This window comes from Delftia acidovorans NBRC 14950 (assembly GCF_001598795.1).
GTDB classification, from domain to species: domain Bacteria; phylum Pseudomonadota; class Gammaproteobacteria; order Burkholderiales; family Burkholderiaceae_C; genus Comamonas; species Comamonas acidovorans.
This window is the reverse complement of record NZ_BCZP01000002.1, coordinates 45,756-71,886: the sequence shown is the minus strand read 5'-3', so window position 1 is coordinate 71,886 and position 26,131 is coordinate 45,756. Positions and strand designations below refer to the sequence as shown.

Annotated in this window: 28 protein-coding genes and 1 tRNA gene; 15 read left to right on the top strand and 14 right to left on the bottom strand. The window is 68.0% G+C overall.

From position 1 onward, the window contains the following. Nucleotides 1-89: 89 nt before the first annotated feature. Both DA1_RS03055 and DA1_RS03050 read left to right on the top strand, forming a co-directional pair. The gene (locus DA1_RS03055; RefSeq protein WP_034389987.1) at nt 90-812 is read left to right on the top strand and encodes a TetR/AcrR family transcriptional regulator; all 723 of its coding nucleotides are present in this window, start codon (nt 90-92) and stop codon (nt 810-812) included. 26 nt (nt 813-838) lie between these two features. Further along, nucleotides 839-2,122 carry a branched-chain amino acid ABC transporter substrate-binding protein gene (locus DA1_RS03050; protein WP_034389985.1) on the top strand — a complete coding sequence of 428 codons (1,284 nt, stop codon included), beginning with the start codon at nt 839-841 and terminating at the stop codon, nt 2,120-2,122. Between the two features lie 38 nt (nt 2,123-2,160). Here the strand turns inward: DA1_RS03050 and DA1_RS03045 are convergent, their stop codons facing one another. Then, complete coding sequence (locus DA1_RS03045) at nt 2,161-2,886, bottom strand: YggS family pyridoxal phosphate-dependent enzyme (RefSeq protein WP_034389983.1); 726 nt, start codon at nt 2,884-2,886, stop codon at nt 2,161-2,163. 37 nt (nt 2,887-2,923) lie between these two features. On the opposite strand from DA1_RS03045, the gene DA1_RS03040 reads away from it, so the two are divergent. The 4 genes from DA1_RS03040 to DA1_RS03025 all read left to right on the top strand — a co-directional run bounded on the left by DA1_RS03040 (nt 2,924) and on the right by DA1_RS03025 (nt 6,926). Beyond that, a complete protein-coding gene (locus DA1_RS03040) occupies nt 2,924-3,967 on the top strand; it encodes a type IV pilus twitching motility protein PilT (protein WP_012202999.1) in 1,044 nt (347 codons plus the stop codon). A gap of 31 nt (nt 3,968-3,998) precedes the next feature. Beyond that, nucleotides 3,999-4,631, top strand: a complete 633-nt coding sequence (locus tag DA1_RS03035; protein ID WP_012202998.1) for a cyclic nucleotide-binding domain-containing protein — start codon at nt 3,999-4,001, stop codon at nt 4,629-4,631. 121 nt (nt 4,632-4,752) lie between these two features. Beyond that, nucleotides 4,753-5,889: a PilT/PilU family type 4a pilus ATPase gene (locus DA1_RS03030; RefSeq protein ID WP_012202997.1), complete on the top strand. Its 1,137-nt coding sequence runs from the start codon at nt 4,753-4,755 to the stop codon at nt 5,887-5,889. 125 nt (nt 5,890-6,014) lie between these two features. Beyond that, the gene (locus tag DA1_RS03025) at nt 6,015-6,926 is read left to right on the top strand and encodes an NAD(P)-dependent oxidoreductase (RefSeq protein ID WP_034389980.1); all 912 of its coding nucleotides are present in this window, start codon (nt 6,015-6,017) and stop codon (nt 6,924-6,926) included. Nucleotides 6,927-7,149: 223 nt separating this feature from the next. On the opposite strand, the gene DA1_RS03020 is transcribed toward DA1_RS03025, so the two are convergent. The 3 genes from DA1_RS03020 to DA1_RS03010 form a co-directional block, all read right to left on the bottom strand. Then, entirely contained in the window at nt 7,150-7,881 is a 732-nt protein-coding gene (locus DA1_RS03020) for a BON domain-containing protein (protein WP_034389978.1), read from the bottom strand. Next, entirely contained in the window at nt 7,878-8,486 is a 609-nt protein-coding gene (locus DA1_RS03015) for an SIS domain-containing protein (protein ID WP_012202994.1), read from the bottom strand. Before DA1_RS03015 ends, DA1_RS03020 begins: the two co-directional genes overlap by 4 nt. A gap of 73 nt (nt 8,487-8,559) precedes the next feature. Beyond that, nucleotides 8,560-8,976 carry a YraN family protein gene (locus tag DA1_RS03010; RefSeq protein WP_013804432.1) on the bottom strand — a complete coding sequence of 139 codons (417 nt, stop codon included), beginning with the start codon at nt 8,974-8,976 and terminating at the stop codon, nt 8,560-8,562. Here DA1_RS03010 and rsmI point away from each other — a divergent pair. Then, complete coding sequence (gene rsmI / locus DA1_RS03005; RefSeq protein WP_034389976.1) at nt 8,976-9,917, top strand: 16S rRNA (cytidine(1402)-2'-O)-methyltransferase; 942 nt, start codon at nt 8,976-8,978, stop codon at nt 9,915-9,917. The genes DA1_RS03010 and rsmI overlap by 1 nt on opposite strands. Here the strand turns inward: rsmI and DA1_RS03000 are convergent, their stop codons facing one another. The 3 genes from DA1_RS03000 to DA1_RS02990 all read right to left on the bottom strand — a co-directional run bounded on the left by DA1_RS03000 (nt 9,918) and on the right by DA1_RS02990 (nt 12,692). After that, on the bottom strand, nt 9,918-11,174 hold the full coding sequence (locus DA1_RS03000) for an Hsp70 family protein (protein ID WP_034398104.1): 1,257 nt from the start codon (nt 11,172-11,174) through the stop codon (nt 9,918-9,920). It lies immediately after the preceding gene. 116 nt (nt 11,175-11,290) lie between these two features. Next, nucleotides 11,291-12,115, bottom strand: coding sequence for a VOC family protein (locus tag DA1_RS02995; RefSeq protein ID WP_034389974.1), 825 nt, complete (start codon nt 12,113-12,115; stop codon nt 11,291-11,293). Between the two features lie 25 nt (nt 12,116-12,140). Continuing rightward, nucleotides 12,141-12,692 (bottom strand): OsmC family protein, encoded by a 552-nt coding sequence (locus DA1_RS02990; protein WP_013804436.1) that lies wholly within the window; start codon nt 12,690-12,692, stop codon nt 12,141-12,143. A gap of 252 nt (nt 12,693-12,944) precedes the next feature. Here DA1_RS02990 and DA1_RS02985 point away from each other — a divergent pair, with 252 nt between their 5' ends. The 7 genes from DA1_RS02985 to DA1_RS02955 are packed head-to-tail and all read left to right on the top strand — an operon-like array spanning nt 12,945 to nt 20,622. Then, on the top strand, nt 12,945-14,618 hold the full coding sequence (locus DA1_RS02985) for a TIGR04028 family ABC transporter substrate-binding protein (RefSeq protein ID WP_034389972.1): 1,674 nt from the start codon (nt 12,945-12,947) through the stop codon (nt 14,616-14,618). Between the two features lie 28 nt (nt 14,619-14,646). Further along, complete coding sequence (locus tag DA1_RS02980) at nt 14,647-15,594, top strand: ABC transporter permease (protein WP_034389970.1); 948 nt, start codon at nt 14,647-14,649, stop codon at nt 15,592-15,594. Beyond that, a complete protein-coding gene (locus DA1_RS02975; protein WP_034389968.1) occupies nt 15,591-16,547 on the top strand; it encodes an ABC transporter permease in 957 nt (318 codons plus the stop codon). The genes DA1_RS02980 and DA1_RS02975 overlap by 4 nt, the downstream gene beginning before the upstream one ends. Then, complete coding sequence (locus DA1_RS02970) at nt 16,544-18,235, top strand: dipeptide ABC transporter ATP-binding protein (protein WP_034389966.1); 1,692 nt, start codon at nt 16,544-16,546, stop codon at nt 18,233-18,235. The genes DA1_RS02975 and DA1_RS02970 overlap by 4 nt, the downstream gene beginning before the upstream one ends. Beyond that, a complete protein-coding gene (locus tag DA1_RS02965; protein ID WP_034389965.1) occupies nt 18,216-19,346 on the top strand; it encodes a putative FMN-dependent luciferase-like monooxygenase in 1,131 nt (376 codons plus the stop codon). Before DA1_RS02970 ends, DA1_RS02965 begins: the two co-directional genes overlap by 20 nt. Further along, nucleotides 19,343-20,038, top strand: a complete 696-nt coding sequence (locus tag DA1_RS02960) for a CMD domain protein (protein WP_034389963.1) — start codon at nt 19,343-19,345, stop codon at nt 20,036-20,038. Before DA1_RS02965 ends, DA1_RS02960 begins: the two co-directional genes overlap by 4 nt. Beyond that, nucleotides 20,035-20,622 (top strand): alkylhydroperoxidase domain protein, encoded by a 588-nt coding sequence (locus DA1_RS02955; RefSeq protein ID WP_034389961.1) that lies wholly within the window; start codon nt 20,035-20,037, stop codon nt 20,620-20,622. The genes DA1_RS02960 and DA1_RS02955 overlap by 4 nt, the downstream gene beginning before the upstream one ends. A gap of 12 nt (nt 20,623-20,634) precedes the next feature. Here DA1_RS02955 and DA1_RS02950 read toward each other — a convergent pair whose 3' ends face one another. Beyond that, complete coding sequence (locus DA1_RS02950; protein ID WP_034389959.1) at nt 20,635-22,140, bottom strand: DASS family sodium-coupled anion symporter; 1,506 nt, start codon at nt 22,138-22,140, stop codon at nt 20,635-20,637. Nucleotides 22,141-22,434: 294 nt separating this feature from the next. Between DA1_RS02950 and DA1_RS02945 the strand changes: the two genes are divergently transcribed. After that, complete coding sequence (locus tag DA1_RS02945; RefSeq protein ID WP_034389957.1) at nt 22,435-22,752, top strand: hypothetical protein; 318 nt, start codon at nt 22,435-22,437, stop codon at nt 22,750-22,752. 82 nt (nt 22,753-22,834) lie between these two features. Here DA1_RS02945 and DA1_RS02940 read toward each other — a convergent pair. The 6 genes from DA1_RS02940 to rpsM all read right to left on the bottom strand — a co-directional run bounded on the left by DA1_RS02940 (nt 22,835) and on the right by rpsM (nt 26,125). Further along, nucleotides 22,835-22,911 (bottom strand) — tRNA-Met (locus tag DA1_RS02940). Between the two features lie 21 nt (nt 22,912-22,932). Continuing rightward, nucleotides 22,933-23,325 (bottom strand): 50S ribosomal protein L17, encoded by a 393-nt coding sequence (gene rplQ / locus DA1_RS02935; RefSeq protein ID WP_012202979.1) that lies wholly within the window; start codon nt 23,323-23,325, stop codon nt 22,933-22,935. 186 nt (nt 23,326-23,511) lie between these two features. Next, nucleotides 23,512-24,510, bottom strand: a complete 999-nt coding sequence (locus DA1_RS02930; RefSeq protein WP_012202978.1) for a DNA-directed RNA polymerase subunit alpha — start codon at nt 24,508-24,510, stop codon at nt 23,512-23,514. 112 nt (nt 24,511-24,622) lie between these two features. Then, on the bottom strand, nt 24,623-25,246 hold the full coding sequence (rpsD, locus tag DA1_RS02925; RefSeq protein WP_012202977.1) for a 30S ribosomal protein S4: 624 nt from the start codon (nt 25,244-25,246) through the stop codon (nt 24,623-24,625). A gap of 90 nt (nt 25,247-25,336) precedes the next feature. After that, nucleotides 25,337-25,741: a 30S ribosomal protein S11 gene (rpsK, locus tag DA1_RS02920; RefSeq protein ID WP_012202976.1), complete on the bottom strand. Its 405-nt coding sequence runs from the start codon at nt 25,739-25,741 to the stop codon at nt 25,337-25,339. Nucleotides 25,742-25,759: 18 nt separating this feature from the next. Beyond that, complete coding sequence (gene rpsM / locus DA1_RS02915) at nt 25,760-26,125, bottom strand: 30S ribosomal protein S13 (RefSeq protein ID WP_012202975.1); 366 nt, start codon at nt 26,123-26,125, stop codon at nt 25,760-25,762. Nucleotides 26,126-26,131 lie beyond the last annotated feature (6 nt).

Here is a 26,131-nt window from a genome sequence, read left to right as displayed (position 1 = left end):
AGCGGCTTGCCAATATATACCCGCTGGTAGAACATTGCTACCCATCGGTATAACCATCGCAGCCACCGACGCGACACGAGATTTCCCGCATGCCCAAGCCCCCTGTCACCCCGCGCGGCCGCCAGCGCCTTCCCACGGCCGGCTCCGATGAAAAGCGCGAACGCATCCTCAAGGCGGCCGAGGCCCTGTTCGACCGCAACGGCTACGCCAACACCACGATGGAGCAGATCGTCCAGGCCCTGGGCGTAACCAAGCCCTTCGTCTACTACTACTTCCGCAACAAGCAGGAGATCTTCGAGACCCTGTGCTGGGCGCCCACCGAGGCCTGTTTCACGGTGCTGGACTTCGCGGCCGACGATGCGCGCGCCGCGCACGAGAAGGCCGTGGACGGCCTGCAGCGCCTGATCGCGGCCACCATTGCCCACTATCCGGCGGCCTTCTTTCCCTACCGCGAGCCCCAGGCCTTCAGCCCTGCGTACATGAAGGCCTCGCGCACGCTGGCGCGCCAGTTCTACCGCCAGTTCTGCGCGCTGCTCGAAGAAGGCCGCGCCAGCGGCCATCTCGATTTCCGCGAGACACGCATCACCGCCCAGGCCGCCTGCAGCCTGCCGGGCTTTCTCTACAACTGGTACCGCCCCGGCGGTCGCCTGGGCACGGCCGAGATGGTGGCCGAGCTGACCGAGCTGGCCAGCCGCGTGCTGGGCCTGCGGGCGGCGCCAGCCACCGCGCCCGAAGCCATTGCCGCATCCCCCGCGAAAAAGACGCCTGCACGGCGCAGCCGGCCCCGAGCCGAGCCGCCCGGCAAGGACTGACGACCATTCCTTCGAGGAGACAAGACATGCCGATCCGCCGCCATTGCATCCGACGATATTCCCAACCATCCATCGTTCTCGCCGCCGCCCTGCTGTGCAGCACGGCCGCCCACGCCCAGGGCGGCGAGACCTTCAAGATCGCCTTCATCGATCCGCTGTCCGGCCCCTTCGTCAGCACGGGCGAGCTGATGCGCGACCACGTGCAGTACGCGGTCGAGGATGTGAACGCCAAGGGCGGGCTGTTCAACGGCGCGAAGCTGCAGCTGCTGCAGTTCGACAGCAAGCTCTCGGCCCAGGAGAGCCAGGCCGCGCTGCAGGCGGCCATCGACCAGGGCGCGCGCGTGGTGGTGACGGGAGGTTCGGGCTCTTCGGTGGTGGCGGCGCTGGTGCAGGCGGCATCGCGCCACAACCAGCGCAATCCGGGCAAGGAGGTGCTGGTGCTCAACCACTCCTCCATCGACCCCGAGCTGACGGGCAAGGCCTGCAGCTTCTGGCATTTCATGTTCGATGCCAACACCGCCATGCGCATGCAGGCGATTGCCAGCTACATCAAGACCCAGCCGGGCATCCGCAAGGTCTACCTGCTCAACCAGGACTACGCCCACGGCAAGCAGTGGGCGGCCTACGGGCGCCAGATGGTGAGCGCGGCCCGGCCTGACATCCAGTTCACGGGCGAGATGCTCCACCCCATAGGCCGGGTCAAGGACTTCGCGCCCTATGTGGCCAAGATCAAGGAAACGGGTGCGGACTCGGTGATCACGGGCAACTGGGGCCAGGACCTGACCCTGCTGCTCAAGTCAGCCGCCGACTCGGGCTATGACCTGCGCTACTTCAACCACAGCGCGGGCGGCATGCCGGGCACGGTGACATCCTTCGCCCAGACCCGCATCGGCCAGCTGACCTGGGTGGCCGAATGGCACCCGGGCCAGACCGGCCGCCCACTGGCCGATGCCCGCGCCCAGGAATACAAGGCCCGCATGGGCAAGGACTTCCTGGCCCCGCGCATGGACCTGGTGCCGCGCATGCTGGCCGCCGCCATGGCCAAGGCACAGTCCACCGAACCCGTGAAGATCGCGCTGGCCATGGAGGATTTGCAGATGGACACCGTGGTCGGCCCCGTGCGCATGCGCGGCAAGGACCACCAGCTGCTGCTGCCCCAGGTGGTCAACACCATCGCGCCCGTGGACGGCAAGCTGGTCAAGACCGGTTGGGAAGGCACGAACTACGGCTTTCGCACCGATGCCGTCTACACGCCCGAGCAGGTGGAATTGCCCACGGACTGCCAGATGAAGCGGCCCGGCGGGCGCTGAGGCGGCCTGCCCCGCCAGCCAAGCCAGCTACGCCCCGCTCAGCGCGGGGCGTAGTTGCGTTGGCCAAAGATACCGCTGCCCACGCGCACCATGGTCGATCCGGCGGCCACGGCCGCTTCCAGGTCGCCGGTCATTCCCATGGATACCGTGTCGAAGCGCTCCAGCCCCGGCAGGCCGCTGGCGCGGATCTGTTCGAAGACGGCGGTGGCGCGGGCATGCACCTCGCGCTGGGCCTCGAAGCCCGGCGCATCGTCGGGAATGCTCATCACGCCGCGCAGCGCCAGGCGCGGCAGCTGCACGATGGCGGCGGCCAGTTCCAGCGCCTGCTGCGGTGCCACGCCGGCCTTGGTCTCGCCGCCATCCACGTTCAGCTGGATACAGACCTGCAGCGGCGCCAGGCCCTCGGGGCGCTGGGCCGACAGGCGCTCGGCGATCTTCAGGCGGTCCACGGTCTGGGCCCAGTCGAAATGCTCGGCCACCAGGCGCGTCTTGTTGCTCTGGATGGGGCCTATGCAATGCCATTGCAGGGCCTCGCCGCCCGGCAGGCCCATGGCGCGCACGGCGGCGATCTTGTCCACGCCCTCCTGGATGTAGTTCTCGCCGAAGCTGCGCTCGCCGGCCAGCACGGCCTCGCGCACGGCGTCGGCGCCGAAGGTCTTGGAGACGGACAGCAATTGCACCGAGCCGGACGCCCTGCCCGCCTGCGCGCAGGCCGAGGCAATCCGTTCGTGAATCTGTTGAAGCTTGTTTTCAATCGTCGTCATAATTGCCGCCAGCGTACCAAACGAGGGAGCGAACTCCGTGGACATCACCCAATTGCTGGCATTCAGCGTCAAGAACAAGGCCTCCGACCTGCACCTGTCCGCGGGGCTGCCGCCGATGATCCGTGTGCACGGCGATGTGCGCCGCATCAATGTCGATCCGCTGGACCACAAGACCGTCCACGCCATGGTCTACGACATCATGAGCGACTCCCAGCGCAAGGCCTACGAGGAGTTCCTGGAGGTGGACTTCTCGTTCGAGATCGAGGGCCTGGCACGCTTCCGTGTCAACGCCTTCAACCAGTACCGGGGCGCGGCCGCCGTCTTCCGGACCATTCCCAGCAAGATCCTGACGCTGGAGCAGCTCAACGCGCCGCGCATCTTCGGCGACCTGGCCCTGAAGCCGCGCGGCCTGGTGCTGGTGACAGGCCCCACGGGCTCGGGCAAGTCCACCACGCTGGCCGGCATGGTCAACCACCTCAACGAGACCGAGTACGGGCACATCCTGACGGTGGAGGACCCCATCGAATTCGTGCACGACTCCAAGAAGTGCCTGATCAACCAGCGTGAAGTCGGGCCGATGACGCAGTCGTTCTCGGCCGCCCTGCGCTCGGCGCTGCGCGAGGACCCGGACGCCATCCTGGTGGGCGAAATGCGTGACCTGGAAACCATCCGCCTGGCCATGACGGCGGCCGAGACGGGCCACCTGGTCTTCGGCACCCTGCACACCTCCAGCGCCGCCAAGACCATCGACCGCATCATCGACGTCTTCCCCGCCGAGGAAAAGGAGATGGTGCGCGCCATGCTCTCCGAATCGCTGCAGGCCGTGATCTCGCAGACGCTGTGCAAGACCAAGGACGGCCAGGGCCGCATCGCGGCCCACGAAATCATGCTGGGCACCAGCGCCATCCGCAACCTGATCCGCGAGGCCAAGGTCGCCCAGATGTACTCCACCATCCAGACGAGTCAGAATGTGGGCATGCAGACGCTGGACCAGAACCTGACCGATCTGGTGCGGCGCAACCTGATCAGCCCGGCGGAAGCCCGCGCCAAGGCCAAGATACCGGACAACTTCCCGGGCTGACCGCCACCCGCCCAGCCTCTCGCCACGCGCCATGAAAAGCATTTTCCGCAAGCTGCGAAGCGGCCAGGAGCCTTCGGCCCCGGCCTCCGAGTCGGCCTTCTTCACGACCACGCTGGCGGCGCATGGCTTCATGGACCCGCACACTCCTCCCGTTCCCTGGGAGGCGCGCGCCATCGAGGTCGGGGCCACGCGGCTGCCGCGCGGCGGCGGCGGCCAGCTGGAGCAGCTGTGGTCGCGAGACCGCTACCTGGGCCAGCTGGATGCGGCCAGCCTGCAGCGGCTCAGTGAATACTTCATCTACGCGGCCGTGGCACCGCAACGCGACGTGATCCGCCAGGAGGAGAACGGCAGCTTCATGGCCGTGGTGCTGTCCGGCCAGATCGCCGTGGAGCGCCAGCAGCCCTGGGGCGAGCGCATGCGCCTGGCGCAGACGCGGCCCGGCGACATCCTGGGCGAGATGTCCCTGCTGGACGGCGGGCCGCGCTTTTCCAGCTGCACCACGCTGACCGACTGCGAGATCGGCGTGCTCAGCGCCGAGGCGCTGGACGAGATGATGGCCAAGGACGCCGCGCTGGCCGCCAAGCTGATGGCGCTGCTGGCGCGCAAGCTCTCGTTCCGGCTGCGCGCCATCAGCGTGCGCCTGGGCGAAGAGCAGCACACATAGACAGTGAGTGAGTGAGTTGAATATGAGGACGCCTGGCCCCTGCGGGCCGGACCGGCCTACCTGCAAATAACAAAACAACCTGCGCGCCACAACGGCGCGCAATGCCCGGGGGAATACGGCAATGGAAAGAGATCAGGCCACCAAGTTCATCAACGACCTGCTCAAGCTCATGGTCAGCCGCAACGGCAGCGACTTGTTCATCACGGCGGAATTCCCGCCGGCGATCAAGATCGACGGGCGCATCACCAAGGTGTCGCCGCAGCCGCTGTCGCCCGTGCACACGCTGACGCTGGCGCGCTCGGTCATGAGCGACAAGCAGATCGCCGATTTCGAGCGCACCAAGGAGTGCAACTTCGCCATCTCGCCCCCGGGCATAGGGCGCTTTCGCGTCAACGCCTTCATCCAGCAGGGCCGCGTGGGCATGGTGATGCGGACGATTCCGCTGGCCCTGCCCACCATCGACAGCCTGGGCGTGCCCCAGGTGCTCAAGGAGGTGGCCATGACCAAGCGCGGCCTGTGCATCCTGGTCGGCGCCACGGGCTCGGGCAAGTCCACCACGCTGGCCGCCATGGTGGACTGGCGCAACGAGAGCTCCTACGGCCATATCGTGACCATCGAGGACCCCATCGAATTCGTGCATCCGCACAAGAACTGCGTGGTCACGCAGCGCGAAGTGGGCCTGGACACGGACAGCTGGGACGCGGCGCTCAAGAACTCCCTGCGCCAGGCGCCCGACGTGATCCTGATGGGCGAAATCCGCGACCGCGAGACCATGGAGCACGCCATCGCCTTCTCGGAAACCGGCCACCTGTGCCTGGCCACGCTGCACGCCAACAGCGCCAACCAGGCGCTGGACCGCATCGTCAACTTCTTCCCCGAGGACCGCCGCCCGCAGCTGCTGATGGACCTGTCGCTGAACCTGCGCGCCATGGTCTCCCAGCGCCTGCTGCCCAAGCAGGACAGCAAGGGCCGCGTGGCCGCCATCGAGGTGATGCTCAACTCGCCGCTGATCTCCGACCTGATCTTCAAGGGCGAGGTCACCGAGATCAAGGAGATCATGAAGAAAAGCCGCAACCTGGGCATGCAGACCTTCGACCAGGCGCTGTTCGACCTGTTCGAGTCCAACCTGGTCACCTACGAGGATGCACTGCGCAATGCCGACTCGGTCAACGACCTGCGGCTGCAGATCAAGCTGGGCAGCCAGCGCGCCAAGTCGCTGGACCTGGCGGCGGGCACCGAGCATTTCGCCATCGTCTGAGGGGCGTGCCATGCACGCCCTGACCGCGCCTTCAGTGCGCTGAGCCGGCATGCCGGCTCCTTCCAGGGCCGCGCCGGACGCGGCCCTGCGCCACCCGCCTCCCACCACCTCTCAGGATTGCTTCCATGTCCGACTCCTCCATCGCCGCCCGCAGCTATGCGGACACCGCCCCTCTTTCCGTGGCCTTCCTCGGGCTGGGCGTCATGGGCTACCCCATGGCCGGCCACCTGGCCACGGCAGGCCACCGCGTCACGGTCTACAACCGCACGCCGGCCAAGGCCCGCGCCTGGTGCGAGGAGTTCAACGGCGGCCATGCGGCCACGCCGCGCGAGGCCGTGGCCAGCGCCGACATCGTGTTCAGCTGCGTGGGCAATGACGATGACCTGCGCTCGGTCGTGCTGGGCCCGGACGGCGCCTTCGCGGGCATGCGCCGCGGCGCCATCTTCGCCGACCACACGACGGCATCGGCCGAAGTCGCGCGCGAGCTGCATGCGGCCGGGCTGGAGCTGGGCCTGCAGTTCATCGACGCACCCGTCTCGGGCGGCCAGGCCGGCGCCCAGAACGGCCAGCTCACCGTGATGTGCGGCGGCGACCAGGCCGCCTTCGCCACCATGCAGCCCGTGGCCATGGCCTTCTCGCGCGCCTGCACGCTGATGGGCGACAGCGGCGCCGGCCAGCTCACCAAGATGGTCAACCAGATCTGCATCGCGGGCCTGGTCCAGGGCCTGTCCGAGGCCATCGCCTTCGGCCAGCGCGCGGGACTGGACATTCCCAGCGTGCTCGATGTCATCGGCAAGGGCGCCGCCCAGAGCTGGCAGATGGACAACCGTGGCCGCACCATGGCCGAAGGCAAGTTCGACTTCGGCTTTGCCGTGGACTGGATGCGCAAGGACCTGGGCTTGGTGCTGGCCGAAGCCCAGCGCAACGGCGCGCGCCTGCCCGTCACGGCCCTGGTGGACCAGTTCTATGCCGATGTGCAGCAGATGGGCGGCAGGCGCTGGGATACCTCCAGCCTCATCAAGAGGCTCACCCCCTGAGCGGCTTACGCCGCTTCCCCCTCGTTGCACGGCGCCTCTCTACCCGCTTCGCGGGGGAGGGGGACGACGCCCTCGGCTAGGCGCCCCCGCCGCGAGGCGGCTCTTGCTCGGCGTCCCTGGCTTTTTGGTCGCGCCGGTTTCAAAGGTCGGTTGCAGTGGCTGACTCAGTAAGCAATGAAAAAAGCCGGAACATGTTCCGGCTTTTGCTTTCAGGCGGCGGTGATCACTTCACCGGGGTGGCGGTGGCGCCTGCGGGGGTGGACAGGCTGCTTTCCGAGAGGCTGGTGGGGGCGCTGGCTGCGGCGGCCTTGCCGGAGTCGTCGGTGACCACGGGGGCAGACTGGGGCTGCATGCGGGCCAGTTCGTCCTCGGAGATGACTTCCACCACGCGCACGACCTTGGTCACGTCGTTGATGCCGCGTGCAATCTCGGCGCCACGCTTGGCTTCGCGCGGGGTGACGATGCCCATCAGGAAGACGACCTTGTTCTCGGTCACGACCTTGAAGGCCGAGGCCTGGATGTCCTTGGCGTCCAGCAGGCTGGCCTTGACCTGGGTGGTGACCAGCGTGTCCTTGGAGCGCTGGCTCAGCGTGGAGGTGAAGGGAGCCACCACCACTTCGTTGAAGACATTGCGCACCGTGGGCTGCTCGCGCACGAGCTTCTCGATGGTCTGGCGGTCGGCCTCATTGCCGGCCTCGCCGGTCAGCAGCACCTGGCGGTTGTAGCTGGTGACGTTGACATGGGCCTTGTCGCCCAGCACTTCGGCGATGCGGTTGTTGGCGCGCAGCTCGATGCCCTGGTCTTCCACCTGGGTGCCGGTGGTGCGGCGGTCCGCCACCGACATGCCGGCCATCACGGCGCTACCGCCCACCAGGGCGACGCAGCCCGACAGGGCGGCGCCCAGGGACGCGACGGCGAGCACACCGCAGGCGGCGCGGGACCAACGGAACTTCATAGAGGCATCTCCTGTTCACCAAGTAACTGGGCATCCACGCCGTCGCACAGGCAGTGCAGCACCAGCGTATGGGTTTCGCGCACGCGCGCCGCACGGTCGTGCGGCACGCAGATCAGAACATCGGTCTCGCGCACGCGGCCGGCCAGGGAGCCGCCCGTGCGGCCGGTCAGCACCACGGCCATCATGTCGCGCTCATGGGCGGCATCCAGCGCCTCCAGCACGGCCACGTCGTTGCCCGTGGCGGACAGCACCAGCAGCAGGTCGCCGGGCTGGCCCAGGGCGCGTATCTGGCGCGCCAGGTACTGGGTGGCGTTGCCGCCCGAGCCCGTGGCGCCCACGGTGCCCAGCAGGCCGCCGTCGGAGACCAGGGCCACGGCAGCCAGCTCGGGCCGGTCGCGTTCGAAGCCGGCCACGCACAGGGCGGCGAAGAGTTGGGCATCGCTGGCAGAGGCGCCTGCGCCGCAGGCCAGAACCTTGCCGCCACTGGTCACGCAGGCCAGCATGGCCTGCACTGCCGCCGCAATGGGCTGGCTCAGCGCCTGGGCGGCCTGGTATTTCAGGTCGGCGCTGTCGATGAAATGCTGTTGGATACGTTGCTCAAGCATGGAGGCCCGATGATAACTGCCGCCCTTGAAGTCTTTCGTAGCCAGGCGTTATTTGTGCTGCAGCGGTAACGGATCAAGCGCCTTCGGCGTCAAAGGCGGCCTGCAGCCACTGCACGGCGGACCCGGCGCCGGGCTCGACCAGCACCACGTCGAAGCGGCACGGCGGCGGCGCGGACCAGCGCATCAGGTAGTGGCGCGCCGCAAATACGATGCGCCGCTGCTTGGTGGCACCGATGCTGGCGCCGGCACCGCCGAAGGCGCGCGTGCCGCGGCTGCGCACCTCGACAAAGACCACGGTGCCGTCGCGCGCCTGCACGATGAGGTCGATCTCGCCGCCGCCGCGGCCCGGCGTCCGATAATTGCGCTCGACCAGACGCAGGCCGGCCGCCTGCAGATGGGCCAGCGCCGCATCCTCGGCCTGCTGGCCCCGATGCCGGGTCGTGAGGGCAGACGGCCCCGCGCCTGCCGGCTTTTTCGCAAGGAAACCCATTGACTACCTCTTTCGCCACCGCGCTGGGCGCAGCCAAGGATGCTGCGGCATCCCAGCATTATCCGCAGGGCGCCCTCTACGTGGTGGCCACTCCCATCGGCAACCTGGCCGACATCAGCCTGCGCGCCCTGCATGTGCTGCAGCTGGTGGACTGCGTGGCCTGCGAGGACACGCGCCACACGCAGGGCCTGCTGCGCTCCTATGGACTGGACCGGCCCGGCAGCCAGCTGCTGGCCGTGCACCAGCACAACGAGGCCGAGGCGGCACAGCAGATCGTGGCGCGGCTGCAGCAGGGCCAGCGCATTGCCTATGTCAGCGATGCGGGCACGCCCGGGGTCAGCGACCCCGGCGCACGCCTGTGCGCAGCCGTGCAGGCCGCGGGCCTGCGCTGCATTCCGCTGCCCGGCGCCAGCAGCATCACGGCCGCCATCAGCGTGGCCGGCGCGGTCACGCCTTCGCAGGGCGAGGGAGGTTTCGTCTTCGCAGGCTTTCTGCCCACCAAGTCGGCCGAGCGCCTGGCTGCCGTGCAGCAACTGACCCTGCAGCCGCGCTGCACCGTGCTGCTGGAGGCGCCCCACCGCATTGCCGACCTGGCCGCCGCCCTGGCCACGCTGGGCGAGCGCCCGGTGACGCTGGCACGCGAGATCACCAAGCAGTTCGAGGACATTGCCACCATGCCCGCCAGCGCGCTGCCGAACTGGCTGCAGGCCGTGCCCCAGCGCAGCAAGGGCGAATTCGCCGTGGTGCTGCACCCGGTGGCCCTGGGTGGCGATGAGGCCGACGCCGACGCCCTGCGCGTGCTGCGCCTGCTGCTGGCCGAACTGCCCACCAAGACCGCCGTGCGCCTGGCCGCCGAGATCACGGGCGCACCGCGCAACCGCCTCTATGACGCCGCGCTGGCGATCAAGCAGGCCGCCGAGGAGGACGGCGACGCGGATTGATCAGGCATACGCGAGGCCGGTGGCCACGCCACCGAACAGGTCGCCTTCGACCTGGGGCACGCCGGGGAAGGCCTCGCGCAGCGCATCGCGCAGCGTGCGCAGGGCCGATGAGCCGCCCGTGAGGTAGATGGCGTCCAGCGCCTGGGGCGCCACGCCGGCCAGGCGCAGGCAGTCCTGGGCGCAGGCAACGACCTGTTGCAGCGGGCCTTGCAGCTGCTCGTGCAGCACCTCGGGCGAGATGGCGGCGGACAGGCCCGATTCCAGCCAGCCCAGCTCGATGGCCGCTTCGGCATGGCGCGTGGAGGCCTCGATCTTGGCCTGCTCCACCACGGCGGCCAGGCGGTGGCCTTCGCGCAGTTCCAGCACTTCCATCAGGCGCTTGTGCAGGCGCTGGTCGCTGTAGTCGGTGCGCAGGTTGCGCGCCTCGGCCAGGGCCTTGGGCGAGTACAGCCACTGGATCAGGTGCCAGGTCGAGAGGTCGAAGAACACGCGGCTGGGCACTTCGCGGCCGCTGGGACCGATGTGCCGGTAGCCCAGCAGCGGCATGAGCTGGGCCAGGTTGAGCCGGTGGTCGAAGTCCGTACCGCCGATGTGCACGCCGCTGGTGGCCAGGATGTCGTCGCGGCGATCGCTGCGGCCGGCCTGCTCGGGCCCCAGGCGCACGACGGTGAAGTCGGAGGTACCGCCGCCGATGTCCACCACCAGCACCACGGATTCCTGCGTGAGGCGCTGCTCGTAGTCCAGAGCGGCGGCAATGGGCTCCATCTGGAAATCCACATCGCCCAGGCCTGCGACGCGCGCGGCATCGGCCAGGGCCTGCTGGGCCTGGCGGTCGCGCTCGGGATGGTCGTCCACGAAATGCACGGGCCGGCCCAGCACCACGCGCTCGGGCAGGCGGCCGTCCAGCGAGGCACGCGCCCGGTCGGCCACGCGGCGCAGGAACAGGCCGATGATGTCCTGGTAGCTCACGAACTGGTCGTGCACCGCCGTCTTTTCCTGCAGCAGCGCACTGCCCAGCAGGCTTTTGAGGGAGCGCATGAGCCGGCCCGGCTCGCCGTCCAGGTACTGGGCCATGGCGTCGCGCCCGAAATGGGTGCTGTGCTCGTCCGTATGGAAGAACAGCGCCGTGGGCATGCCGCAGGCATCGCCCTCCAGCGGCAACAGGCGTGCGGTCTGGCCGGGGGCGCGCCAGGCCATGGCGGAGTTGGAGGTACCGAAATCTATGCCCAGCGTGGCAGGAGTGGAAGCAGTCGTCATGGCAAGCAGCGCCGCGCCGCGGCGCCCCTCAAGGGAGGCCGCGGCTGCAACGAAAACGCCCACCGGGGTGGGCATGGGTGTCAGCGGGGCGCCATTCTAGCGCCCACGCATTTCGCCTAGGCGGCGGCGGTTTCCCTGGCCGGGGAAACCTGGGCCAGCACGATGCGCGCGCCATGCGTGGCGGTCTCGTCCAGCGCCAGCGCAGACGCGGGCTGGCGTACCTCCAGCTCGATGGCATAAGGGCCTTCACCGCGCGTGGCCAGACGGTGGCCCAGGGCGCCCGTGGCAACGCCCTGGGCGGGCGCAGCCAGCACCAGCGCAGTGGCGCCCAGCCTCAGCGATGCGCGGTAGGCGCTGCCGTCGTCCGACAGCCGGGCCTCGCCAATGTCGGCGCCCTCACCCAGCAGCGCGCGCCAGCGTGCCAGGCTGGCGCGCAGGTCATGCACGGCCACGTGCAGCCGGGCCACGCCGGTGGCGCCGTTGGGGTGCACGCGTGCATCGCCCTCGGGCACGCGCAGGGCGCGCGGCGTGAGGTCGCCGCAGAGAAAGGGCAGGTCCTGGCTGCGGGCGCGTGCATTGCGCCAGCGCAGCTGCGCGCCGTCGGGGCGCAGGCGGCCGCCTTCGTAGGGCGCCTCGTAGTCCAGGCCGCGCGCCTGGGCGGCGGCAACCACGGCGCCGGTCTCGGTGGGCAGCAGCGCGAAATCGACAATGCCCTCACCATGGCGCTGCAGCTGCTGCCACCAGCGTTCCTCGGGCGCGGGTGCGCGCCAGGCGATGAGTTCGAAATAGGCGCCGTCGGCAAACACCACCAGGGCGTTGTGCGTGGAGCGGCCCGGATGCTCGCCGCCACGCAGCACGTTGAAGCCCAGCGCGGTGTAGTCGGCAATGGTGCGTTCCAGTTCCTGGACCGCGATGACGATGTGGTCGAGTGGCAGGGTCATGGCAGGGGTGCTTTCCGCACGGTGTTCAGGCTGCCAGGCGCGCGGCGGCGCTGGAGTCGGTGTGGCGCACTTCGGCGCGGATGTTCTGCGGATTGCGCAGCAGGTTGAGGATGGGGCAGGTGCGCTCCACGGCCTCGAACAGCGCATCGATCTCGGCGCGGCTGGCGGGCGAGTCGATGTGCACGGTGTAGCCGATCTCATGCGGCCAGATGGGCGTGGCCTCGTGGCCGGGCTTGCCGCCGCGCGGGTCGATGATGCCCGTGACCTCGACCTCCAGGCTCTCCACGGGCACCTGGCGCTCGGCCGCCTGGATCAGAAAGATGTGGGTCACGCAGGTGCCCAGCACGCCCAGCTGCAGCTCGGGCGAGCTGGGGCCGAGGTTGTAGCCCGCGAAGTCGGGCGGGCTGTCGCTGATGACCTGGTGCTCGCGGATGCGCAGGCGGCGCACGCCGCTGCGGCCCTCGGCGCGCACATGGGCCTTGAGGTGGGCGGGCTGGGCCGTGCCGGCCGCGACGGCGGCGCTGCGGGCGAGCACGGCGGCGCGCTTTTCGGCGAGGTATTCGTTGAGATGGCTCATGGACGGGCTTTCGGTGAAGGAAGTACCAGCCCATTGTTGGGACCGCCGCATGCGCGGCAAACAAACGAATCCGTCTGCGCTTATGCACTGGGCAGATATGCAGGGGCTCCCATCCCTTAGTCGTTTTCCAAATAACGATGCAACTCGATATATGAGCGCAAATATTTGGCATCGATAGCATGAAAAACATGGAGCCGGTCCTGTGGCCGGCAGTCTTGTTTTTCAGCGCCCCAGCGGCGGCGAGGTACGAACGTGTTTTCCCAATCGAAGGCGGCTCAGGTGGCATGGAAGGCCGCGATAGCGGTATTGGCGGGCAGCAGCCTGCTGCTGGCGGCGTGCTCCAAGCAGGCCGATACGGCCCAGGCGGGCGCGGCTGCTGGCCCCGTGGAAGGCGGCACCCTGGTCTACCTGGAGCAGCAGGCCCATACCAACCTCTATCCGCCGGCCGGGGGCTTCTATCCCAATGGCGGCGTGCTCAACCAGATCACAGACAAGCTGACCTACCAGGACCCGAAGACGCTGGAGATCCAGCCCTGGATCGCCGAGTCCTGGACCGTGAATGCCGACGCCACCGAATACAGTTTCAAGCTGCGGCCCGGCGTCACCTTCTCCGATGGCACACCGCTGGACGCGGCGGCCGTGGCGCGCAACTTCGACACCTATGGCCTGGGCAACAAGGCGCTCAAGCAGCCCGTGTCCGAGGTGATCAACAACTACGAGCGCAGCGAGGTGGTCGACCCGCTGACGGTGAAGTTCTTCTTCAGAAAGCCTTCGCCGGGCTTTCTGCAGGGCACTTCGGTGATCGGCTCGGGCCTGGTCTCGCCGGCCACGCTGGACCGCCCCTTCGAGGAGCTGGGCGACGCCACGCGCATCATCGGCTCCGGCCCCTTCGTGGTGGCCAGCGAGACGCTGGGCAAGGAGCTGGTGCTCAAGGTGCGCAAGGACTATGCCTGGGGTCCCGCCAAGCTGGCCCACCAGGGCCGCGCGCGGCTGGACGAGGTGAAGTTCATCGTCACCCCCGAGGACAGCGTGCGCATCGGCGCGCTGCTGGCCGGGCAGGCCGGGCTGATCCGCCAGATCCAGGCCTATGACGAAAAGCGCGTCGAGGACCAGAAGTTCAGCATCTACGCCCCGCCCACGCGCGGCGTGAACAACAGCGTGGCCATCCGCCCGGACAACGCCCTGGTGGCCGATCTCAAGGTGCGCCAGGCCCTGCTGCACGGCACCAATGCCAAGGAGATCGTGGATACGCTGTTCTCGCCGCGCTATCCGCAGGCGCGCTCGGTGATTGCCTCCACGGCGGCCGGCTTCGTGGACCTGTCGGCCAAGCTGGCCTATGACGAGGCCAAGGCGAAACAGCTGCTGGACGAGGCCGGCTGGACGCTGGGCGCCAACGGCCTGCGCCAGAAGGACGGCCGCGATTTCGTTCTGTCCACCTACGAGTCCCTGCCTCAGCCGCAGAACAAGGAGACGCTGCAGCTCGTGGCCCAGCAGTGGGCGCGCATCGGCGTCAAGCTGAACGTGCTGTCGGGCGACGCGGGCAGCCGCGCCGTGGACACGCTGGACCCCGACAAGACCGGCGTGCTGCCCGGCATGGTGGGCCGCGCCGATCCCGACGTGATCAAGAGCAACTACTACCCGACCAACCGCAACGTGCTGCTGCAAAAGGGCGGCGTGAGCCAGAAGGTCAAGTCCTTCGAGGACACCAAGCTCAACGGCCTGTTCGACGCCATCGCGGCCGAGACCGATGCCGCCAGGCGCCTGGCGCTGGCCGGCGAGGTGCAGAACTACCTGATCGACCAGGCCTATGTGATCCCCATCTTCGAGGAACCCCAGGCCTTTGCGGGCGCGGGCTGGGTGCGCGACGTGGGCTTCGAGGCCGTGGGCCGGCCCAGCTTCTACAGCACCTGGCTGGCCAAGCGCTGACCGGATCGCTCCCTGAGGAACCACTCCCATGCCGCGCCGCTATCTGCTCAGCCGCATCGCCCAGGCCGCCCTGGTGCTGTGGGCGGCCTTCACGGTCTCGTTCATCCTGCTGCAGCTGCTGCCGGGCGATGCCGTGCTGATCAAGTTCCTGAACCCCGAGCTGGGCCTGGGCCCGCAGGAGATTGCCGACATCCGCGCCGCCTACGGCTCGGACCAGCCCGTGTGGCAGCAGTACCTGCACACGCTGGGCCAGTTCCTCACGGGCCATTTCGGCTATTCGCTGCAGGCCGGCGTGCCGGTGAGCCAGGGCCTGGCCACCAGCCTGCCGCCCACGCTCAAGCTCGCGGCCCTGGGCTTTACCGCAGCCGCGCTGCTGGCCGTGGCGCTGGCGGCGGCTGCCAGCCTGGCGCCCTTTGCCTGGCTGCGCAACGCGCTGTATTCGCTGCCCTCGGTCTTTGTCTCGGTGCCCGTGTTCTGGCTGGGGATCATGCTGATCCAGGTGGTGTCGTTCCGCCTGGGCTGGATCGCCGTGATCAATCCCGGCCCCTGGGAAGGACTGGTGCTGCCCACGCTGACCCTGGCCGTGCCGATCTCGGCGCCGCTGGCCCAGGTGCTGCTGCGCAATATCGACGCCGTGCTGGCCCAGCCCTTCGTGGCCGTGGCGCGGGCCAAGGGCGCCTCGCGCCGCTGGGTGCTGCTGCGCCATGTGGCACGCAATGCGCTGCTGCCCACGCTGACCATTGCCGGCGTGCTGTTCGGCGAGCTGCTGGCCGGCGCCGTGGTGACGGAGGCCGTGTTCGGCCTCAATGGCCTGGGCACGCTGACCCAGCAGGCCGTGGGCAACCAGGACACGGCCGTGCTCCAGGCCGTGGTGGTCGTCTCGGCCGCCGCCTTCGTACTCATCAACCTCGCCGTGGATCTGCTGTACCCGCTGCTTGATCCGCGCCTGCGCCATTCCGTGGAGAACCGGCCATGAACACTGCCGTCTCAAGCGCTCTTTCCCCGGCCCTGGATGCCCAGGCCGCGCCCGCCACTCCTACTCCCATTCCCATGGCGCTGCCAGCGTCGTCCCTGGCCCCTGCGCCAGCCGCCCCGCGCCGCAGCTTCGCCTTGCCGGCCCGCCTGCAATCCCTGAAACGCCTGCCGCCCACGCTGGCCCTGGCCTGGCTGGTGATTGCCGTGGCCGCGCTGTGGGCGCTGGCGCCCGGCTGGTTCGCCCACCAGAACCCGATCTCGGGCCAGGCCGGCCAGCAGCTGCTGGCGCCCAGCGCCGCGCACTGGCTGGGCACGGACGCGCTGGGGCGCGACCTGTGGGCGCGCGTGGTGCATGGCGCCGTGCATTCGCTGTCGGGCGCCTTCGTGGCCGTGGGCGTGGGCCTGGCCGTGGGCACGCTGATCGGCCTGCTGGCCGGGGCCACGGGCGGGCGCACGGAAGATGCGCTGATGCGCCTGGTCGATGTGCTGCTGGCCGTGCCTTCGCTGCTGCTGTCGCTGACCATCATCATCGTGCTGGGCTTTGGCACCATCAACGCGGCCATTGCCGTGGGCGTGGTCTCGGTGGCCAGCTTCGCGCGCCTGGTGCGCTCGGAGGTGGTGCGCGTGCGCCGCTCCGACTATGTGGAGGCCGCCTTTGGCAGCGGCGGGCGCTTTGCCGCCGTGCTGTGGCGCCATGTGCTGCCCAACTCGCTGACGTCGGTCATCGCCATGGCGGCGCTGCAGTTCGGCTCGGCGATCCTTGCGATTTCCACCCTGGGTTTTCTGGGCTACGGCGCACCGCCGCCCACGCCCGAATGGGGGCTGCTGATCGCCGAGGGCCGCAACTACATCGCCACCGCCTGGTGGCTGACCACGGCGCCGGGCCTGATCGTGGTGGCCGTGGTGCTGGCGGCCAACCGCATCGCCACGGCCTTCGCACGGAGGCCTGCATGAGCGCCGCCATCGAGGAACGCATCCACGCCGCACCAGCGGTGGCAACGACCGCCCCCGTGCTCGAAGTGCAGGACCTGGCCGTGGCCTACCGCGATGCCGCAGGCCAGGCGCAGCGCGTGGTGCACGGCGTGTCGTTTTCCGTGGCGCCGGGCGAGGTGGTGGCCCTGGTCGGCGAATCGGGCTCGGGCAAGACCACCACGGCCCAGGCCGTGATCGGCCTTTTGGCTGACAACGGCCACCGCGAGCACGGCAGCATCCGCCTGCAGGGCACCGAGGTCTCGGGCTGGCCGGCCGCACGCTGGAACGCCATCCGCGGCCGCGTGGTCAGCCTGGTGCCGCAGGACCCCACCATGTCGCTGAACCCCGTGCGCACGGTGGGCGACCAGGTGGGCGAGATCCTGCGCATCCACGGACTGCGCGACCGCACGGCCGTGGAGGCGCGCGTGCTGGAGCTGCTGGCGCGCGTGGGCCTGTCCCAGCCCGCGCTGCGCGCACGCCAGTATCCGCACGAACTGTCGGGCGGCATGCGCCAGCGCGTGCTGATCGCCATTGCGATTGCGCTGCGGCCCGCCCTCATCATTGCCGACGAGCCCACCAGCGCGCTGGACGTGACCGTGCAGCGGCGCATCCTGGACCTGATCGACGCGCTGCGCCGCGAGACCGGCACGGCCGTGCTGCTGGTCACGCATGACCTGGGCGTGGCGGCCGACCGTTCGCACCGCCTGGTCGTCATGCAGGGCGGCCGCATCCAGGAGCAGGGCCCCACGCTGGAGCTGCTGCGCAATCCGCAAAGCGCCTACACGCGGCGGCTGCTGGCCGATGCGCCTTCGCTGGCGCCCGCGCCGCGCCGCACGCCCAGGCACGCCACGGCCGATGACTGGGCCATCGAGGTCGAGGACCTGGTGCACGAGTTCGCGGCCCCCGGCCATGCCTCGGCCCACGGGCGCGGCATCTTCCGCGCCGTGGACGGCGTGTCGCTGCGCGTGCGCCGGGGCAGCACGCATGCCATCGTGGGCGAGTCGGGCTCGGGCAAGACCACCACCATCCGCGCCATCGTGGGCCTGGGCCGGCCCACGGCGGGCCGCATCCGCATCGAAGGCACCGAGGTCACGGGCCTGCGCGGCGAGGCCCTGCGCCAGCTGCGCCGCCGCGTGCAGCTGGTCTACCAGAACCCGTTCAGCTCGCTGGACCCGCGCCAGAGCGTGTTCGACATCATCGAGGAGCCCCTGCTGAACTTCGACCCGCTGCCGGCCGATGAGCGCCGCCAGCGCGTGCACGACATGCTGGAGCGCGTGGGCCTGCCGGCCGGCGTGCTGCAGCGGCGCCCGCATGCGCTGTCGGGCGGCCAGCGCCAGCGCGTGGCGATTGCGCGCGCCCTGGTGCTGCAGCCGCAGGTGCTGGTGCTGGACGAGGCCGTATCGGCCCTGGACGTGACGGTGCAGGCGCAGATCCTCGCCCTGCTCGCCCAGCTGCAGCAGGACCTGGGGCTGACCTATCTCTTCATCTCGCACGACCTTGCCGTGGTGCGCCAGATTGCCGACACGGTGTCGGTGCTGCGCGCGGGCCGGGTGGTGGACGCGGGCAGCGTGGAGGAAGTGTTCCAGCGCCCCACCAGCGACTACACGCGCGAACTCATGGACGCCATTCCCGGCAAAAGGAGCATTGATTTTGTCCCTCACCCCGCCTGATACCAACCGTGGCCACGGCTCCCGCAACGGCCCACGCCTGGGCTTCTTCAGCCGCCTGCTCGACGACGCGCCGGCCGGCGAGCGCTACCGCCTGGTGGCCGAGCAGATCGCCCATGCCGAGGCCCAGGGCTTCGACTCGGCCTGGGTAGCCCAGCACCATTTCCATGAAAGCGAGGGCGGCCTGCCCTCGCCCTTCGTCTTTCTCGCCCATGTGGCGGCGCGCACGCGGCGCATCCGCATCGGAACGGGCGTGATCACGCTGCCGCTGGAAAACGCGCTGCGCGTGGCCGAGGACGCGGCCGTGCTGGACCTGCTGACCGGCGGCCGCCTGGAGGTGGGCCTGGGCACGGGCGGCACGGCCGAATCCTTCGAGGCCTTTGGCGTGCAGGGCGCCGAGCGCGGCGCAGTCTTCGCACGCAACTTCGGCGTGCTGCAGGACGCCTGGGCCGGGCGTGCGCTGGCCGGCGGCGTGCACCTGTACCCGGCCGCGCCGCAGCTGCTGGAGCGCGTCTGGCAGGCCACGTTCTCGGCCGAGGGCGGCGCGCGGGCCGGTGCCAACGGCGACGGCCTGATGCTGTCGCGCACCCAGCCACGGCCCGAAGGCGCGCCGCAGGCCACGCTGTCCGAGATCCAGAACCCCATCATCGACGCCTACCTCGCCCGCCTGCCCGCAGGGCGGGCGCCGCGCATCCTGGGCTCGCGCACGCTGTTCGTGGCCGACCGCCGAGACGAGGCGCTGCGCTGGGCCGAGGCCGGCCTGCGCCGCGTGGCCCTGCGCCATGCGGCCCAGCCCTCGCAGTGGGCGGCCCGTGTCGATCCGCAGGCGCCGCTGGCCGATCTCATCGCCGCCTACGACGTGCATGTGGGCACGCCCGACGAGGTCATCGCCTCGCTGCGCTCCGACACGGCGCTGGCGCGCGTGAGCGACATCGTCTTCCAGGTGCATTCCATCGACCCGCCGCACGCCGCCATCCTGCGCTCCATCGAACTGACGGCCGCCCATGTGGCCCCGGCCCTGGGCTGGCGCCGTGCCGATGAGTCCACATCCACGTCCACCCCAGCGCCCTCTTCCCTCCCCGCAGTCCGGGCCGGACTGCTGCAAGCCGCATGACCATGAACACCACCGCAACGCCCCGCTTTCCCGGCGACGTGATCGACCACCTCGCCGACATCACCCCCGGCAGCGCCCTGGACCGCGTGCGCCGCCACCGCACCGAGGCACGCACGCAGGCCCAGCAAAGCTTTGCAGCCCTGTTCACGCCCGCCGAGCCCGTGCCCGGCACGGTCTCGCTGCGCGAGCAGCTGGCCCTGGCCGCCTTCACGGCCGGGCTGCATGGCGAGCCGCGCAGCGCCGTCTTCTATACACGCGCGCTGGCCACCGAGGATGCCGAACTGGCCGCCGTGGTGGCGTCCGAAGTGGTGCGTGGCCGCGCCCAGAGCCTGCAGGCCGGCAGCGGCCCGCACGGCCCCTACGGCAGCTACCCGGCAGGCCCGTTGAGCCGCGAGGACCAGCCCGGCCCCGCCTATGCCGTGGACCCGGCCCACGCCGCACTGCTGGGCCCGCGCCTGGCCGCGGCGCTGGCCCATGCCCACCTGCTGGCCTACCACCCGCGCGACGCCAGCGCCGGAGCCCTGCAGGCGCTGCAACAGGCGGGCTGGAGCGAGACGGACATCGTCATCCTGTCCCAGCTGGCGTCCTTCCTGTCCTTCCAGATCCGCGTGGTGGCGGGGTTGCGCGTGCTGGCTGCACGCCCCGCGCCCCAGGCAGCCCATCAACCCAACACCCTGCAAGCCCAGCCATGACCTCAACGAACTCCGCCGCTCCCCAGGTCTTCACCCAGGAACAGCTCGACTGGCTGCCATGGATTGAGCCGCTGGAAGAAAGCGAGCTGACCGAACGCCACCATGCGGGCCTGGTCGATGCCTCACGCGCGCAGTCGCCCTACTTCCGCCTGCTGGCGCGCGACCCCGACACGCTGGGCGCACGCACGCGCACCGACAAGGACATCTTCTACAACCCCGACGCCGGCCTGCCGCGCGCCGAGCGCGAGCTGGCCGCTGCGGCCACCTCGCGCGCCAATGGCTGCATCTACTGCGCCTCGGTCCATGCGCGCTTTGCCACGCACTTCTCGCGCCGGAGCGGCGACGTGCAGCGCCTGCTCGACGAAGGCCCGGGCACGGACCTGGGGCCGCGCTGGAACGCCATCGTCACGGCGGCCGTGGCGCTGACCCAGACGCCGCCTGCGCTGGAGCCCGCCCACATCGATGCGCTGCGCACCGCAGGCCTGGACGATGCCGCCATCTCCGATGTGCTGCACGGCACGGCCTTCTTCAACTGGGCCAACCGGCTCATGCTGTCGCTGGGCGAGCCACGGACCACGGCTTGAGGGCGCCCGCCCTCACCACAGGCCCAGCAGCTTCCACCAGACACTGCCGACCACGGCAAAGATCAGCAGCTCGATCACGCACATGGCCGCGCCCACGCGCCACCAGTTGCCCAGCGTGACGTAGCCGCTGCCGAAGATGATGGGCGAAGTGCCGGTGGCGTAGTGCGTGAGCGTCATCATGATGGCCGAGCCGGCCGTCATCATCAGCATGAAGGGCACGACATAGTCGGCCGGAATCAGCTGCGCGCCCACAGTCAGGAAGGCCAGCATCATCGCGCTGATGTGGGCCGTGGTGCTGGCGAACAGGTAGTGCGAGAACACGAACACGCCCACCAGGATGGCCGCCACCGGCAGCCAGTCCAGGCCGCTGGCGACGATGGCGTTCTTCATGCCCACGGCAAACCAGGACACCACGCCGAGCTTGTTGAGCTGCTCGGCCAACATGACCAGGGCGCCGAACCACACCAGGGTATCCCAGGCGCTTTTCTCGGACAGCACGTCATCCCAGTCAATGGTGCCCGTGATGATCAGCACGAACAGGCCCAGGAAGGCGACCACGGTGGGGTCCAGCACGAAGGCCGGGCCGAACAGCATCTGCGGCACGTTGGCCCACAGCAGCAGCATCAGGCCGAAGGTGCCCAGCATCACGCGCTCCTTGCCCGACAGCGGCCCCATGCGCGCCATCTCGCTGCGGGCGTACTCCACGGCATTGGGCGTGGCCTTGAGCTCGGGCGGCGACAGCAGGTAGATCACCAGCGGCATCAGCAGCAGGCACAGCAGGCCCGGCAGCAGCATGTACAGCGCCCAGGTGGTCCAGCTCAGGTGCAGGGCCTGGCCCGTGGCCTTGGCCACGAAATCCACCACCAGCGGGTTGGGCGCCGTGGCGGTCAGGAACATGGCCGAGGTGATGGGATTGGCGTGGTAGTTGACCAGGGCCAGGTAGGTGCCCACCTTGCCCTGCGTGCCCTTGGCCGGGTCCGACTCGAAGGCATTGGCGATGGACTTCATGATCGGGTGCACGATGCCGCCGCCGCGCGCCGTGTTGCTGGGCGTGAACGGAGCCAGCACCAGCTCGCAGATCGCCAGGCCGTAGCCGATGCCGATGGTGCGCTTGCCCAGCAGGGCGATGAACATCAGGCCGATGCGGCTGCCCAGCCCCGTCTTCTTGAGGCCGCGCGAGATCAGGATGGCCACCACGATCAGCCAGATCAGCGGGCTGGAAAAGCTGCTCAGCGCATCGGTGATGGCACCCTTGGACGAGCCGGAGGTGACCTGGGACAGCGAGACGATGACGATGGCCATCAAGGCCATCACGCCAATGGGCATGACCTTGAGGATGATGGCCACGATGGTGGTCAGGAAAATGGCGACCAGCTGCCAGCCCTTGGGCGTCAGCCCCTCGGGCACGGGCATCAGCAGCAGGCCGAACAGCACGGCGGTGGCAATCAGTGCCGGCACCAGCCGGAACGGCACGGCCGCCTTGAAATAGCGGAACAGCGAGGCGATCTTCTCGAGCATGTGGATCCTTTGCGTTGCCGGAGCGGCGCCGAGAGAGCATGGCCTGCCGGGAGCAAAAGCCCACCAGCCTGCACGGGCACTGGCGGCCGCGCCGCATGACTGACATCATGATGCAGTGCAGCATGAGCCCGGCTTCCAGCGGGCGCCTGCGCCACCGAAGTTTGACAGGCATCAAGGCCGGGCCAGTAAACCTGGCGACCCAGGCCACCGAGCCCCGCTCACATGACAGCATCCCCAGACCGGGTGCCTTTCGCCCCGGTGTACCCATGCAGTGAAAAAAGGAGAAAAGCCGACATGCCAGCCAACCGATTCTTGCCCGAGGAATGGGAATGCCGGCTCCAGGAGATCGACCTGGAGATCGCCCGCCACGCCGTCATCTGCAAGATCCCGCTGCTGCAGGCCGGCGTGGTGGAGCGCGTGCTGGCCGATGACGCCAGCGTCTGCGGCGGCGACCACGAGGCCGCTTTCAAGACCCTGCGCGGCCTCTTGTACATGCACTACACCGAGCTGCTGCACATCAGCGAAGTGCTCAGCCCCGAGGTCGCCCAGGAAATCGCCCACCGCGTGCGCCTGCGGCTGGGCCAGCGCATCGGCAACCAGCTGGGCGGCTGATGCCGGGCTGTCTGCCTGGCCTTTGCCCTGGCGCGAGGGCATGAAAAAAGGGCTACGACAGTTGTCGTAGCCCTTTTCAATTTGGTTGCGCGAGAAGGATTTGAACCTCCGACCTTTGGGTTATGAGCCCAACGAGCTACCAGACTGCTCCATCGCGCGGTATTCCAAAATTATAGCAGATTATTCAGCTGCCTTGGCTTCGGCGGCGCCTTCTTCAGCGCGCTCGACCAGTTCCACGAAGGCCATGGGGGCGTTGTCGCCCACGCGGAAGCCCATCTTCAGGATACGGGTGTAGCCACCAGGACGCTTTGCGAAGCGGGGGCCCAGCTCGTTGAAGAGCTTGGTCACGCTGTCGCGGTCGCGCAGGCGGTCGAATGCCAGACGGCGGTTGGCAACGGTGTCGACCTTGGCCAGGGTGATCATGGGCTCGATCACGCGGCGCAGTTCCTTGGCCTTGGGAACGGTGGTCTTGATGGCTTCGTGCTCGATGAGCGAATTCATCATGTTCTTCAGCATCGCCAGGCGGTGCGAAGAGGTGCGATTGAGTTTGCGGAGGCCGTGACCGTGACGCATGGTGCTTTATTCCTAAAATATGTAATTAGGGCTTGCGCAAACAAGGATGCAAGCCTGGACCCGTTACCGGATCCGCAGCTTGCCTCAACCGAATTTGCGCAAGTTGTTGATTAATTCGTGCAGCCGTATCAGGTACTGCCCGAGGCACTGAGGCTCTCCAAAAAGGAGAGCCCGCAATTATAGTGCTTAGCGCTTTTCCAGGCCAGCAGGCGGCCAGTTCTCGAGCTTCATGCCCAGCGTCAGACCGCGGGAAGCCAGGACTTCCTTGATCTCGTTGAGCGACTTGCGACCCAGGTTGGGGGTCTTGAGCAGCTCGTTTTCGGTACGCTGGATCAGGTCGCCGATGTAGTAGATGTTCTCTGCCTTGAGGCAGTTGGCCGAACGCACGGTGAGCTCCAGCTCGTCCACGGGACGCAGCAAGATGGGATCAAAGGCGGTTGCGGCACCACGGCCACCGGCCGGAGCATCGAAGACGCTGGCGATATCGCCGCCGTCCAGCTGAGCGAACACGGCGAGCTGTTCCACCAGGATCTTGGCGGATGCGCGCACGGCGTCCTCGGCAGTGATCGCACCATTGGTTTCGATCTCCACCACCAGCTTGTCGAGGTCGGTGCGTTGTTCAACGCGGGCCGATTCGACGGCGTAGCTCACGCGCTTGACGGGCGAGAACGAAGCGTCCAGCACAATGCGGCCGATCGACTTCGTGGACTCGTCGCCATAGCGGCGCACGTTGCCGGGCACATAGCCGCGGCCCTTCTCCACCTTGATCTGCATGTCCAGCTTGCCGCCTTGCGACAGGTTGGCGATGACATGATCAGGGTTGATGATTTCCACGTCGTGGGGCGTCTGGATGTCGCGCGCCGTCACGACGCCTTCGCCATCCTTGCGCAGCGAGAGCGTGACCTCATCGCGGTTGTGCAGCTTGAACACCACACCCTTGAGGTTCAGCAGGATGTTGACCACATCTTCCTGGACACCGTCGATGGACGAGTACTCGTGCAGCACACCAGCAATCGTCACTTCCGTCGCTGCGTAACCCACCATGGACGAGAGCAGGACACGGCGCAGGGCGTTGCCCAGCGTATGGCCGTAGCCACGCTCAAACGGCTCCAGAACAACTTTGGCGCGATTGTGGCCAAGCTGCTCGACATTGATCGTCTTGGGCTTCAGCAAATTGGTTTGCATGCAGACTTCCTCTCAATACCCCCGGCTCGTTACACCGGTAAGGCTGGTGAAGCACCCCAGCGCGATGCCTCGCGGCTGGGGGACGGTTTTACAGAAATGTCGCTGCGCGGAATTAACGCGAGTACAACTCAACGATCAGGGATTCGTTGATGTCTGCACCGAACTCGTCGCGGTCAGGCGACTTCTTGAACGTGCCTTCAGCCTTGTCGGCAGACACTTCCACCCATGCAGGGAAACCGACTTGACCAGCCAGTTGCAGGGCTTCGACGATGCGGGCCTGCTTCTTGGACTTTTCACGCACGGCGACCACGTCACCCACCTTCACCATGTAGGAAGGGATGTTGACGGATTGGCCGTTGACCGTGATGGCCTTGTGCGACACCAGCTGACGCGCTTCCGAGCGGGTCGAGCCGAAGCCCATGCGGTACACCACGTTGTCCAGACGCGACTCCAGCAGCGACAGCAGATTGGCACCGGTGTTGCCCTTCTTCTTGTCGGCGGCTTCGAAGTAGCGGCGGAATTGCTTTTCCAGCACGCCGTACATGCGCTTGACCTTCTGCTTTTCACGCAGCTGCAGGCCGAAGTCGGAAGTACGCTGACCGGAAGTGCGGCCATGCTGGCCGGGCTTGGTGTCGAACTTGGACTTGTCGGCGATCGAGCGACGTGCGCTCTTCAGAAACAGGTCAGTGCCTTCACGGCGGGAGAGTTTGGCCTTGGGGCCGATATAGCGTGCCACTTGATTTCCTTTGTGTCATCTGCCGTGCACAAGCACGGGAGCCGCCCGCGATGTTACACATCTGGGCGGCGGTGGGCTTGGTGAAAAAGCTTAGATACGACGGCGCTTTTGAGGGCGGCAGCCGTTGTGGGGAACCGGCGTCACGTCCGCGATGGAAGTGATGCGGATGCCCAGGGCGCCCAGGGCGCGAACCGAGGATTCACGGCCAGGACCGGGACCCTTGATTTCGACGTCCAGGTTCTTGATGCCCTGTTCGATGGCAGCACGACCAGCCACTTCCGAAGCCACCTGGGCAGCGAAGGGAGTCGACTTGCGCGAACCCTTGAAGCCCTGGCCACCCGACGAGGCCCACGACAGAGCGTTGCCTTGGCGGTCGGTGATGGTGATGATCGTGTTGTTGAACGAAGCGTGCACGTGGGCAATGCCGTCCGAAATGTTCTTACGGACTTTCTTGCGAACGCGCTGTGCAGCGTTGTTTGCGGGAGACTTAGCCATAGTGATCTTTCAATCTCTTTATTTCTTCAAAGCCGCGGCACCCTTGCGCGGACCCTTGCGGGTACGTGCATTCGTGCGGGTACGTTGACCACGCATGGGCAGGCCACGACGATGACGGAAACCGCGATAGCAACCGATGTCCATCAAACGCTTGATGTTCATCGTTGTTTCGCGACGCAGATCACCTTCCAGAGTCAGGGAAGTCAGCTGATCACGGATCTTTTCCAGATCACCGTCAGTCAGTTCCTTGATTTTCTTGGAATATGCGATGCCAGCGGCTTCGCAGATCTTGCGTGCAGTGGTGCGACCGATCCCATAGATAGCGGTCAGGCCGATTTCAGCGTGCTGATGCGGCGGGATGTTAATGCCAGCGATACGTGCCATTATTCG

Coding starts and splice junctions, on each gene's coding strand:
- DA1_RS02990 (WP_013804436.1), bottom strand. CDS start 12,692: ATGAGCCATCTCAACGAATACCTCGCCGAAAAGCGCGCCGCCGTGCTC.
- DA1_RS03045 (WP_034389983.1), bottom strand. CDS start 2,886: ATGACGACGATTGAAAACAAGCTTCAACAGATTCACGAACGGATTGCC.
- DA1_RS02955 (WP_034389961.1), top strand. CDS start 20,035: ATGACCTCAACGAACTCCGCCGCTCCCCAGGTCTTCACCCAGGAACAG.
- DA1_RS03015 (WP_012202994.1), bottom strand. CDS start 8,486: ATGCTTGAGCAACGTATCCAACAGCATTTCATCGACAGCGCCGACCTG.
- rpsM (WP_012202975.1), bottom strand. CDS start 26,125: ATGGCACGTATCGCTGGCATTAACATCCCGCCGCATCAGCACGCTGAA.
- DA1_RS03035 (WP_012202998.1), top strand. CDS start 3,999: ATGAAAAGCATTTTCCGCAAGCTGCGAAGCGGCCAGGAGCCTTCGGCC.
- DA1_RS03055 (WP_034389987.1), top strand. CDS start 90: ATGCCCAAGCCCCCTGTCACCCCGCGCGGCCGCCAGCGCCTTCCCACG.
- DA1_RS03050 (WP_034389985.1), top strand. CDS start 839: ATGCCGATCCGCCGCCATTGCATCCGACGATATTCCCAACCATCCATC.
- DA1_RS02995 (WP_034389974.1), bottom strand. CDS start 12,115: ATGACCCTGCCACTCGACCACATCGTCATCGCGGTCCAGGAACTGGAA.
- rplQ (WP_012202979.1), bottom strand. CDS start 23,325: ATGCGTCACGGTCACGGCCTCCGCAAACTCAATCGCACCTCTTCGCAC.
- DA1_RS02960 (WP_034389963.1), top strand. CDS start 19,343: ATGACCATGAACACCACCGCAACGCCCCGCTTTCCCGGCGACGTGATC.
- DA1_RS03020 (WP_034389978.1), bottom strand. CDS start 7,881: ATGAAGTTCCGTTGGTCCCGCGCCGCCTGCGGTGTGCTCGCCGTCGCG.
- DA1_RS02975 (WP_034389968.1), top strand. CDS start 15,591: ATGAACACTGCCGTCTCAAGCGCTCTTTCCCCGGCCCTGGATGCCCAG.
- DA1_RS03025 (WP_034389980.1), top strand. CDS start 6,015: ATGTCCGACTCCTCCATCGCCGCCCGCAGCTATGCGGACACCGCCCCT.
- DA1_RS02950 (WP_034389959.1), bottom strand. CDS start 22,140: ATGCTCGAGAAGATCGCCTCGCTGTTCCGCTATTTCAAGGCGGCCGTG.
- DA1_RS03030 (WP_012202997.1), top strand. CDS start 4,753: ATGGAAAGAGATCAGGCCACCAAGTTCATCAACGACCTGCTCAAGCTC.
- DA1_RS02930 (WP_012202978.1), bottom strand. CDS start 24,510: ATGCAAACCAATTTGCTGAAGCCCAAGACGATCAATGTCGAGCAGCTT.
- DA1_RS02970 (WP_034389966.1), top strand. CDS start 16,544: ATGAGCGCCGCCATCGAGGAACGCATCCACGCCGCACCAGCGGTGGCA.
- DA1_RS03000 (WP_034398104.1), bottom strand. CDS start 11,174: ATGACGACTGCTTCCACTCCTGCCACGCTGGGCATAGATTTCGGTACC.
- rpsK (WP_012202976.1), bottom strand. CDS start 25,741: ATGGCTAAGTCTCCCGCAAACAACGCTGCACAGCGCGTTCGCAAGAAA.
- DA1_RS03010 (WP_013804432.1), bottom strand. CDS start 8,976: ATGGGTTTCCTTGCGAAAAAGCCGGCAGGCGCGGGGCCGTCTGCCCTC.
- DA1_RS02945 (WP_034389957.1), top strand. CDS start 22,435: ATGCCAGCCAACCGATTCTTGCCCGAGGAATGGGAATGCCGGCTCCAG.
- DA1_RS02980 (WP_034389970.1), top strand. CDS start 14,647: ATGCCGCGCCGCTATCTGCTCAGCCGCATCGCCCAGGCCGCCCTGGTG.